Source organism: Paenibacillus sp. B2(2019), from assembly GCF_008370385.1.
Lineage (GTDB): Bacteria > Bacillota > Bacilli > Paenibacillales > Paenibacillaceae > Paenibacillus_AQ.
The window spans coordinates 342,775-353,719 of record NZ_VTZR01000020.1 but is presented as its reverse complement, the minus strand read 5'-3'; the positions used below and the strand labels follow the sequence as shown (position 1 = coordinate 353,719).

General features: G+C 45.4%; 7 protein-coding genes and 1 other RNA gene. 6 read left to right on the top strand and 2 right to left on the bottom strand.

Going from position 1 to position 10,945, the window contains the following annotated elements:
• Window positions 1–186 precede the first annotated feature (186 nt).
• The 5 genes from secG to PAENI_RS19190 all read left to right on the top strand — a co-directional run bounded on the left by secG (window position 187) and on the right by PAENI_RS19190 (window position 6,018).
• On the top strand, window positions 187–420 hold the full coding sequence (secG, locus tag PAENI_RS19210; RefSeq protein ID WP_042123332.1) for a preprotein translocase subunit SecG: 234 nt from the start codon (window positions 187–189) through the stop codon (window positions 418–420).
• A 346-nt stretch (window positions 421–766) separates the two neighbouring features.
• Window positions 767–3,646 carry a ribonuclease R gene (gene rnr, locus PAENI_RS19205; protein WP_149646384.1) on the top strand — a complete coding sequence of 960 codons (2,880 nt, stop codon included), beginning with the start codon at window positions 767–769 and terminating at the stop codon, window positions 3,644–3,646.
• Between the two features lie 735 nt (window positions 3,647–4,381).
• Entirely contained in the window at window positions 4,382–4,861 is a 480-nt protein-coding gene (gene smpB, locus PAENI_RS19200) for an SsrA-binding protein SmpB (RefSeq protein ID WP_042123338.1), read from the top strand.
• Window positions 4,862–5,059: 198 nt separating this feature from the next.
• Window positions 5,060–5,424, top strand: a transfer-messenger RNA (tmRNA) gene (ssrA, locus tag PAENI_RS19195).
• A gap of 228 nt (window positions 5,425–5,652) precedes the next feature.
• Window positions 5,653–6,018, top strand: a complete 366-nt coding sequence (locus tag PAENI_RS19190; RefSeq protein WP_042184038.1) for a hypothetical protein — start codon at window positions 5,653–5,655, stop codon at window positions 6,016–6,018.
• A gap of 570 nt (window positions 6,019–6,588) precedes the next feature.
• Here PAENI_RS19190 and PAENI_RS31905 read toward each other — a convergent pair.
• Window positions 6,589–6,741 carry a hypothetical protein gene (locus PAENI_RS31905; RefSeq protein ID WP_188114619.1) on the bottom strand — a complete coding sequence of 51 codons (153 nt, stop codon included), beginning with the start codon at window positions 6,739–6,741 and terminating at the stop codon, window positions 6,589–6,591.
• A 179-nt stretch (window positions 6,742–6,920) separates the two neighbouring features.
• Entirely contained in the window at window positions 6,921–8,543 is a 1,623-nt protein-coding gene (locus PAENI_RS19185; RefSeq protein WP_188114618.1) for an amidase family protein, read from the bottom strand.
• A gap of 188 nt (window positions 8,544–8,731) precedes the next feature.
• Between PAENI_RS19185 and PAENI_RS19180 the strand changes: the two genes are divergently transcribed.
• Complete coding sequence (locus tag PAENI_RS19180; RefSeq protein ID WP_149646360.1) at window positions 8,732–10,816, top strand: methyl-accepting chemotaxis protein; 2,085 nt, start codon at window positions 8,732–8,734, stop codon at window positions 10,814–10,816.
• Window positions 10,817–10,945: the final 129 nt, after the last annotated feature.

Here is a 10,945-nt window from a genome sequence, read left to right as displayed (position 1 = left end):
GCCCCGCCATATGGCGGGTCTTTTTTTAATATATGTTTATCCTAATCTTTCAAGAAAAGCTACGACTTAACAGTCTAGGCGGTTGTATTACCGGCACTGCTATGATAAAATAAGAATACTGTTTATGTATCGTGATAACCTCAATTACCATAGATAGTGATGCTTAGGCGTAGGAGGTGGAAGTGAATGGATATCTTTTTGAAAGTTGTGCTCCTGATTTTTTCCGTCGGTCTTATTGCGGTCGTTCTTCTGCAAAAGGGGAAAAGCGCGGGTCTTTCCGGTGCCATCTCCGGTGGTGCTGAGCATCTCTTTGGTAAAACAAAAGCTCGTGGTATGGAACTCGTACTACAACGTGTAACAGTTGGACTTGCTGCAGGATTCTTCATTATGGCGATTCTAGCTGCTGTTTTCATTGACTAAAGTACCTACAGTAAGCCCTCGCTCTGTTCTGAATGGAATGGAGCGAAGGCTTTTTTGTTATAATAAAAAGGGGATAAAGCACCTGCAGGTGCTTTTCTTTGCATAGCAGAAAGAATAAGATTCGATACGGTAAAGCCTTAATAAATAAACTTTCTCCTTCGATGTGAATGAAATTTCGTACTGCGTTTACCTTTGGATGACAGTAACAGGGATGCGCAGGATTGATTTCGTGTATACTAGGGTATGAAGTAGGTAAAGGTAAATTTTACTTGGCATTACTACAGAGCAGGACAAGACATACATATTTGCCAGCGGCTTGGAGCCGCGGAGGGCTGGGGTGACGAACATGATAACACAAGAAATATTACTCGATTTCATGCGGGAAACTGCATATAAACCAATGACTTATGAAGAGCTGGTGAGCCATTTTGCTCTAGAAGATAGCACAGGGTTTAAAAAGTTCGAGGAACTACTAATTGAATTAGAGCAGGACGGAAGAATTGTATTAACTCGTAATGCACGTTATGGCGTGCCGGAACGAATGGATTTACTGCGAGGCCGGTTACAGGCTCATGCGAAAGGCTTCGCTTTTCTTATCCCGGATGATCGTGATCATCCTGACGTATATATCCATGCGAATGATCTTAAGGGAGCTATGAATGGTGATATCGTCCTTATCCGTATTACCTCTAAAAGTCCTTCCGGCGGACGAATGGAAGGCGAAGTTGAACGCATTGTAAAACGGGGAGTATTGCAGACGGTTGGCGTATTTCAAAATCTGGAGACCTATGGCTTTGTGCTGCCTGATGATAAACGGATTAATCGCGATATTTTTATTCCGAAGCAATCCTTCATGGGGGCGGTAGATGGTCAAAAGGTCGTTGTACGTATCGTGAATTATCCAGAAGGCCGATCAGCGGCAGAGGGTGAAATTATTGAGATCCTCGGACATAAGGATGATCCAGGAGTCGATATTCTATCTATTATCCGTAAGCATCAGCTGCCAGAGGCCTTTCCGGCTGAAGTGATGAACGAAGCGGACAACGCTCCGGATTCAATCACAGAAGAGGAAATTGCTGAGCAGGGACGTCGCGATTTGCGCGGACTAAACATTGTCACGATTGATGGTGAGGATGCTAAGGACCTGGATGATGCGGTTAATGTTCAGCGACTGGAGAACGGACATTACAAGCTAGGCGTGCATATTGCGGATGTAGGTTATTACGTACGTGAGAGCTCTGAGCTCGATAAAGAAGCCTATGATCGGGGCTGTAGTGTGTACTTGGTGGATCGGGTGATTCCGATGCTGCCTCACCGTTTGTCTAACGGGATTTGTAGTTTGAATCCACAGGTCGACCGCTTAACGATGTCCTGCGAGATGGAATTTAACGAACACATGAAGGTCGTGAAGCACGATGTCTTTACAAGTGTGATTCGCACCAAGGAAAGAATGACTTATTCCAATGTTCGCAAAATTTTGGAGGATGAAGATCCAGAATTGCTGGAGCGCTATAGTCCATTAATTGATGATTTCCGTCTCATGAAAGAATTGGCGATGAAGCTGCGTGATGCGCGGATGCGGCGGGGCGCGGTTGATTTTGACTTTGAAGAGAGCAAAATCATCGTAGATGAGAACGGCAAGGCTGTAGATATTGTGAAGCGTGAGCGTTCTGTAGCTGAGCAGATTATCGAGGAATTTATGCTCGCGGCGAATGAAACAGTCGCGGAGCATTTTCACTGGTTGAAGGTTCCGTTCCTTTACCGGATTCACGAAGATCCAGATCCAGAGAAGCTGCAGAATTTTATGGCTTTTGCGGCTAATTTCGGATATCACGTGAAGGGACGTGGCAATTCAGTTCATCCACGTGCTTTGCAGGATCTGTTGGAGCAAATCCAAGGGACTAAAGAACAGACCGTTATTAGCACAATGATGTTGCGTTCCATGAAGCAGGCGAAATATGATGCGGAGAGCACAGGCCATTTCGGACTGGCTGCGGAATACTATTCCCACTTCACTTCGCCGATTCGCCGTTACCCCGATCTGGTCATTCACCGCGTAATGCGTGAAGTGATTGAGAATGGAGGGGCGCTGAGCCAGAAACGACATGATTATTTGGCCGGCAGGATGCCTGACATTGCTCAGCAGTCCTCGGAGCGTGAGCGTGTAGCGGTAGAAGCAGAACGCGATACAGAGCAGCTGAAGAAAGCTGAATACATGCAGGATAAAGTAGGCGAGGAATTCGAGGCAATGGTCAGCAGTGTGACCAGCTTCGGAATGTTCATCGAGCTGGACAATACCGTCGAAGGCCTTATTCGTCTCAGCGCTATGAGCGACGATTATTATCACTTCGACGAGGCCCATATGGCGCTCATCGGCGAGCGCACATCACGGGTGTTCCGTATTGGCGACGAGGTGAAAATTCGAGTCGCCAAGGTAAACATGGATGACCACACGATCGATTTCGAGTTGGTCGACATGAAACCACGCGCGCCAGGTGAGCATCGCGGCGGTGGTTTTGGAGGCGGCCGCGGTGGCAAAGGCGGCCGTCCAGGTAGCGGCGGCTTCAAGGCGCCAGCCGGGGGTAAAGGCGGCGCGGGCAGTAAGGGCCGCGGCGGTAAGGGCAAGCCCGGCGCTGCTGTAGGCGCGGGCAAGGGCAAGCCGGGCGCTGGTGTGCGCGCCGGCGAAGGGCCGCGCGAATCGGCCGGTGTTGGCGCACCGGGCGGACGCGGAAAGCGGAAGCGCGGGCGTGATGCCGGCGAGGATGCGAGCCGGGTAGTTGCGGCGCCGGGCGGAAGCCCCGGCGCAGAGCGCGGGGGCGAAGCCGGCAACGCAGGCGCGCCACGTGAGCGCCGCGGCGGGCGAGGCCGCGGCGGTGACAACGGCGGTGCCGGTGGTGGACGCGGCATTAGCTTCGGCTTTGGCTCCGGCAAAGGCGGATACGGCGCTCCTGCGTCTGACTCTTCCGGCGGCGAAGTCCGTGGCCTGGACGGCAGCACGAAGTTCCGTAGCCGTGAGGACCGCGGCGGTAACTTTGACGGTGGAGAAGGCCGTAGCGGCGCTCCAACAGGTAAAGGTCGCCGGAAAAAGAAGAACAAAAGCGGTGTGTTCATCGGTCAATCCGTGACACCGGGCAACGTTCAGACGTCGGAACAAGCCGCTTCTAAACGTAGTGACACTACAGGCAGCGCTCCAGACGGAGCTCCTCGTAAGAGAAAGAAGAAATAAATAACGTTATGGGCTACGTTTCGTAGCTCTATGACGAAAGATTAAGCACCGCTCCCTTTGATTGGGGGCGGTGCTTTTTTAATTCTTTTTCGCTGCTCAAGTGTGAAATTCTCATTTATAACCGAGACTATTGGTTGTCGCAAGTTTGTTGAGTAATAATCAGAAGAAGCTAGGTGACAGCGTCGTTTTGTAACTATGACACTTGGGTTGAAGCAAATTAACACGTGCTATCACGATGCTTATTTTTTAATTGCATAATGTGCAGTTAAAATTCCGGCGTTTCAGTAGAGATTGAGGTTAATTGCACTTTGTACATCTAAATCTGATCAGTACCTTCAAAACCGCATTATTTCGAGTTATTAACTGCAGAAAGTACAACTAAACAACCATCGAGCGTCTAAATATATTAAATAGATGTATAAAGTGCATTTATGTAGCATTAGCGTAGCCGTCGGAGGGAGAAAGATTGAATAGAAAAGGGTATGAGTTGACTGGGATGTGTGAATATAGAAACATAAAGAGTTTTTTATTTATAAATGTAATTAAAGTTAATTATTGGGTAAACTTACTGACAACTAGTTGTCAAAATGGCTGAGAAAGGATTACCTGATCCTTCCTTGCGCACAATCGATTCCATTTGTTACAATATAGATCAGACGTTCGATGACTATGTCGTTTAAGATTAGAGAGACATGGTTACTTTAACTTATGAATATGATTCAAGGAGTGATTCTCATGGGTAAAAAAGCAGACGGGAAAGTACTTGCCCAGAACAAAAAAGCTTCCCATGATTATTTTATCGAGGATACTTATGAAGCTGGCTTGGTGCTGACAGGTACAGAGATCAAGTCGCTGCGTAATGGCCGCGCTAATATTGGAGATGCTTTTGCTACGATCCGTAACGGTGAGATTCACATTCACAACATGCATATCAGCCCTTTTGAACAAGGTAATCGTGCTAACCCTACGGACCCGACGCGTACTCGTAAATTGCTGATGCATAAGGAGCAAATTCATAAACTGCTGGGCTTGTCCAAGCGAGATGGATTTACGATTGTGCCACTCAAGGTTTATGTGCGAAATGGCTATGCGAAGCTGTTAATTGGTCTTGGTAAAGGTAAGAAAGAGTACGATAAACGTGACTCTGCTGCTAAGCGTGATGCTCAGCGTGATATCCAGCGTGTATTGCGTGAGAAGCAAAAGATCGCCAGATAATCTAAGAAGAATGTACGATTCAAATGAGTACCAGTTTCCACCTTCAATTCCTTTAACCTACGTGTTAAAGTATTGATAAATGTGATATACTGAGTAAGTAAGATTATTGCTTCGTTACAGACTTCTTGAAGAAGAAGCTGTGGATAGGATCTCTCTTGCTTGGAAGATCCGCTTGATCCGAAGCGCCCTTTTTAATGAGGGGCCGTTCTTGGATTCGACGGGGGTAGTTCGAGCATGAGTAGCGAGTAGTGGGGACGCGTCCGCTTCATCAACGCTAAAGCCTATTAAACGGCAAACAACAAAACAACTACGCTTTCGCAGCCTAAGAAACTGCGCGCGTGCTTCTACCCTGCATCGCCCATGTGACAGGGATAGGGGCTAACAAGTAGTGGGATACGCCGTCTGGTCTCCGCCTGGGGTCAACGGAAGAAGATAATCAGGCTGACCCAACGTATAGCCGGTTACGGGGCGATACTCGGGTGACATCAAAACTGTGACTACACTCGTAGAAGCTTATGTGCCGTTATCTTCGGACAGGGGTTCGACTCCCCTCGGCTCCATAAGAAAAACCCGCTAAAATAGCGGGTTTTTTGCTGTTTAGTGGTTGGACTGTAGACCGAATGTAGACAAGGAGTTGTGGGAACTAAATGTGTTCATTATTGTAGACATGTTGTCTACATCTAAAAGTAGATCATTCACTTTGAAGTTAATAATATCTATAAGAGCTCGAACTGATATAAAATTATGGTATTAAGCATCCAAAAACAAAAACATTCGGAGGAATTACTATCATGAGTTTTACTATTGATTATGTTAAAAACAAAAACAGAATTATTGTAACATCGGACGGTATGGATGTTGAGGATGCCCTTGCGTACGCGGAACAATTTCCGAAAGTACTGAAGAAAACTAAGCGAGGGTTTACAGGTATGACTGTAATTACTGGCGGCCTGGTATTTAAGCAAGAAGTGTTGGCAATTCTTGCTCCAACAAGTGAAGATGCTGTGAAAGCTGGAATCTCTACAAAACACAAATGGGTGTATGTTGCGCCTACCTCGTTCTACAAAACGCAAATGCATCGTATGTTTAAAGATATTGCAAATTTGTACGAATCCATAGAAGAAGCTGAAACGTATCTTGATTCTGCAGGGAATTAGTAACTTCTGAAAATTAAATGGATCCAGCCATCATCTGTAGCGGCAAAGGTACCTTCTTCGTATTAACTTATATAATTGCATCACTATTCTAAGGAGTTATTCCTATGATCCGTCTCCTTTTTTAACCATAGATTAGTAATTTCCATACGATTCTATAATTGTTAAATATAAAACAAGGAAGACAGTAATATAGCCAATTTTTATCTAAGTAAAATCAGACGGACTCATCAAATGCTGGTTAGAATGCTTCTAGGGTGACATCAAATCCGTGACTTCACTCGTAGTAGCTTATGTGCCGTTATCTTCGGGCAGGGGTTGGGACCCCCCTCGGCTCCATCGAAAAACCCGCTCCCAGAGCGGGTTTTTTTACGTTTTTACGTCTATAGATAGAAAATGTAGTCCGGACTATTTTGGCTAACCTATTGCTAGGGGGATCAGTAGTCCATTGTCCTCGGAAGCTGAAGGCACAGAAACTGCTAAATAAATTCGAATATTACCAGCAGCGCAATTTATTGGTACAGACTATAAAGATGACGCTCTCTAAATTTCTGGAGCATTGGATTAAGAATATTATCGAGCCTCCAGCTTGCCCTTGTTATTCTCTGAGATAAACAATTGCTTAAACGCATCCGTATACGTAATTGCCTTTGAAGACATGTTCCTCACATAAGGATTGTTAGTTAACTGCTTGATTTCTTTATCTGTGAACATTTTCTTGCTCATACCATTCCACTTCCCTATCTTCTTGCTATAAACAAAAATACTCTACCGAGAGACTTTTAAAAGTGTCTACTCGATAGGGTACAGTTTAATGCAGTGGAGCTGAGCTGTTTCTATTCAATTGCGCTGCAGCCTGCATGATGAAAGGGAGAGAAAGGGCATTTGCAGATGCTGTAATCCAGTTATGGTCTTAAATTCGGTGTATTTACAGGAACTGTTCTTGCTTTCGTAGCTTGCTCAAAGGAATAAGCTAGGTTAAGCAGCGTTTGCTCGCTGTATGCTGTTCCCAAGAATGAGATGCCCACCGGTACGCCTGCTTTTACCATTCCCGCAGGTACGGTTACTTCAGGGAAACCTGTAGCAGATGCTACGTAGCTTGCTGCATAAGTATCATACGCATTGCAGACATAAGTAGGGTCTTCTTTGTCAAAGCGGTTGGAAGCAGGGCAGGCCATGGTAGGGAAAACGACTGCGTCCAGGTTGTTTTTCTTCATAATCATTTCAATTTCTTTACGGGTCTGGGGCATTTCTTTCTTAACGATTTCCTTGTACTCGTTGGAATATAGAGTATCTGCTTTAGCCAATGCTGTCTTCAAGCCTTCTAAACGAGCAGGGTTAACAGGTGTTGCCGAGTTCAATACTTCGGGAGATTCACTAATATCGATTACTTCTCGCAGCGTTTTAGGTCCACCGGCAGGAAGCGAACGCAAATATTTTTCAAACTGTATTTTGAATTCCGCATCCCCGACCGGTCCAAGAACTGGAGTCCAGAGGTACTTGGTTTGTTTGGAGAATGTGACAGGCACTACTTCCGTTCCCATGCTTTTCATTTTAGCAATCGCTTGATTGGTAATTGCATCTACCTCATCATTGCCGCCGAAGAAGTCAGTCGCCACACCGATACGCGCATGCTTCAGCGAAGAAGCGTCCAGTGCTTTGGCGTAGTCTTGAACATAGCGGTTCGCGGATTTAGTCGCATAATCTGCTTTGTCTGTTCCAGCCATCGCAGTAAGCACTAAGCTAGCGTCTTCGACACTACGTGCCAAAGGACCAGTTACGTCCAAAGAAAGGGAAGAAGGGACAACGCCGCTGCGACTAGTCAATCCCATAGTTGGTCTGATACCTACTAGCCCGGTAACATTGGCTGGACCTCTGACAGAACCGGAAGTATCCGTTCCAAGTCCAAATACGGCAAAGTTAGCCGCTACCGCTGCTGCACTACCGCTGCTGGAACCGGAAGCATCACGGTTCAGATTGTAAGGATTAATTGTCAAACCGCCCATGGAGCTATAGCCCAGTCTGCCATAGGAAGCGGCGAGCTCGGACATGTTTGTTTTAGCAATTACAATGGCTCCGGCATCGATAAGTTTCTGTACGGTGAATGAATTCTTAGTAGGGTTTTCATTCTTCAGAGCTACAGCCCCAGCTGTGGTCGGCATGCCAACCACATCATAGTTATCCTTTACGACAAAAGGAATGCCGTGAAGCTTGCTTCTTGGTCCTTTCGATTTTCGCTCGGTATCGAGCGCCTTTGCTGTTTCAAGAGCTTGGTTGTTAACCGTAATAATAGAATTTATAACAGGGCCTTGTTTATCAAAGGCTTCAATACGTTTCAGATAGTATTCCACAAGCTCTTCCGATGTAATTTGCTTTGTGTCCAGTGCTTTTGTGACTTCATCGATGCTTTTCTCAAACGGATCAAACGTACTTTTTGCTATTTCGGCATTTGCATGATTCCATGGCGAAATCGAGAAAACTAGCAAAATAACTAGTAAAGCTTTGAAGTTTATATATTTTTTTCTCAAGTGTCTTGCCTCCTGATGTCTTTTTTTAATTAGTTCTTAATGCTCATTTTCTCTCCCTGTAATAGTTATCGTCATTTCTTCTGAATAACTGAATGGAATTCGACAATATATAACAAAAGCCATTCTTTTACCGATAGTTATGTATAGACAAAATTCATGTTTACATAACAAGATGGAGGAGAAACAACTTGAGAAAGAAACTACAGTGGAATCTAAAGCTTCAACTATTGGTTACGATGGTGGTCCTGGTATTGCTGTCGACATTATCGATGGGACTCGGGATCAACCGGCAAGTTAAGGAGGATATGACCGAGGATTTCTACGATGCAACTCGAAAGGAAATCAAACAAGTTAGCAGTGCTATAGACTTGTACTTTACTACCGTGAATGAATCGGTTGAATACTTTGCAAAGAGCTCACTCGTCAAGAAGATCGACAGTTCCATCACCTCTTATGTGGATGTAGTAGGAGCAGATGGAACTCTTCAGATGACTCCAGCTAAAAATGGAGGTATAGAAGCTAAGATTTATAACTTTTTCTTGGAATATTCTAAGACACATCTGAATGTGCCTTATATCTATTTGGGAACAAAGGATGGCGGATACATACAATGGCCGGATGGTACTTCCACCGATAAATTTGAACCGAGATCAAGAGCCTGGTACACCCAGGCGGTTGAGAATCCCGACAAAATCGTACGCTCGGGTGCTTACGCTGCTTTTACCACAGGTACACCGATCGTCAGCTCTTCGGTTACCATTAAGGATGACGCAGGTAACATCGTTGGTGTCCAAGGTGTAGATGTAAGTTTGGACTTTCTAACCGATACCATCAATAACATGAAGATCGGTAAAGCCGGCTATGTCATCTTGGCAGATCAAACCGGTACGATCCTCGCAAATCCTAAGAACCCGGAAATCAACTTTACAAATCTAAAGGATCTGGGTATAGCTGAATTTGCTGACATTGACAAACTGGCAGGTAAAAATTTGGACATCACCTTGAATAAGGAGAACTACAAGGCTAGTGTCTACGTATCACCGGAGAATGGTTGGAAATATATTGCGGTTATGGACGAGAGTGAAGTAGCGGAATCAGTCAATGCGATCCAAGACATTATTTTTCTCATCATGGTTGTTATCGCTGTTATCGCCATCGGAGTAGCTTTGTATTTAGCTGGCGCGATTACGAAGCCGATAAATGCGGCCGTTCAGTATTTACAGCAAATCGGCAGTGGTGACTTGGCGGTCAATATTCCAAAATCTATGTTGAATAAGCGAAGTGAAGTAGGCACCATGGTACGGGCTATTGATGCGATGAAGCAGGATATTCAGAACATGATCGGCGGCATCTCTACTTCGGGGCAAATTGTCTCTCAATCGGCGGATAAGCTTACAGACAGCATGGATCAGACACAAAATGCGTCCTCACTCATTACCGAGTCCATCATTCAACTTGCTTCCGCTTCTAGTGATGAAGCTACCAATGTTATGGTAGGCTCTGAAAAAGTTGAACAGCTCGGCGGAGCGATCGATCAAGTTACTGCATCCGCTCAGGAAATACTGGATCTTGCTCATCGTACAGCCGAATTGAACCAACGCGGTATCGTAATTGTACAGGAGTTAGTGGGGAAATTTAACAGTACACAACGAGCTTCCGAGGAAACAGCACAAGCTATTAATCATGTGAGTGGTAGCACTGGTGAAATCAGCAGCATACTCAGTACAATTCTTGAAATCTCCGGTCAGACGAATTTGCTGGCACTAAATGCGTCCATTGAGGCTTCAAGAGCAGGTGAACATGGGCGGGGATTCTCCGTGGTAGCTGCCGAGATCCGCAAGCTCGCGGAGCAATCAGCTTCTGCTGCGAATAATATCAGTCACATTATTTCAACTGTGAAAAACCAGGTGGGAGCGGCTGTTCAGGCCATCGGCACATCCCGCGAACTATTTATAGACCAGGAAACGGCGGTTCGAGAAACCGAATCCATCTTTAACGATATTATGGTGTCCGTGAACAGCCAAATGGAAATGACGAACCAGGTTGACGACCAGGTCCAGTTGATGGTTGAAAAACGCCATGAACTCACAGACATCTTCACCAGTATCTCAGCGATTACGGAAGAGAATGCTGCCATTACCCAAGAGGTGTCCGCGGCAGCAGAGGAACAGCTGGCTACGATTGATGATATAGCGGGTTATCTGACTCAGCTGCAGGGACTTTCAAAGGATCTGGAGGACAATATTAAGAAATTCAACATCCATAACCAATGATGTACTCCCCTCGGCTCCATATGGAGTGTTATTGAAGACACCTTTAGGGGTGTCTTTTTTATTTCTTTTTTTCTATTACAAGTACAATAAAATAAACTGAATTCATTGTAACGTTTTTATGTTTAGTTA

Bases quoted from the DNA above. Each gene is read 5' to 3' on its own strand.
- PAENI_RS19190 (WP_042184038.1), top strand. From the start codon at position 5,653: ATGAGTTTTACTATTGATTATGTTAAAAACAAAAACAGAATTATTGTA.
- PAENI_RS31905 (WP_188114619.1), bottom strand. From the start codon at position 6,741: ATGAGCAAGAAAATGTTCACAGATAAAGAAATCAAGCAGTTAACTAAC.
- rnr (WP_149646384.1), top strand. From the start codon at position 767: ATGATAACACAAGAAATATTACTCGATTTCATGCGGGAAACTGCATAT.
- smpB (WP_042123338.1), top strand. From the start codon at position 4,382: ATGGGTAAAAAAGCAGACGGGAAAGTACTTGCCCAGAACAAAAAAGCT.
- secG (WP_042123332.1), top strand. From the start codon at position 187: ATGGATATCTTTTTGAAAGTTGTGCTCCTGATTTTTTCCGTCGGTCTT.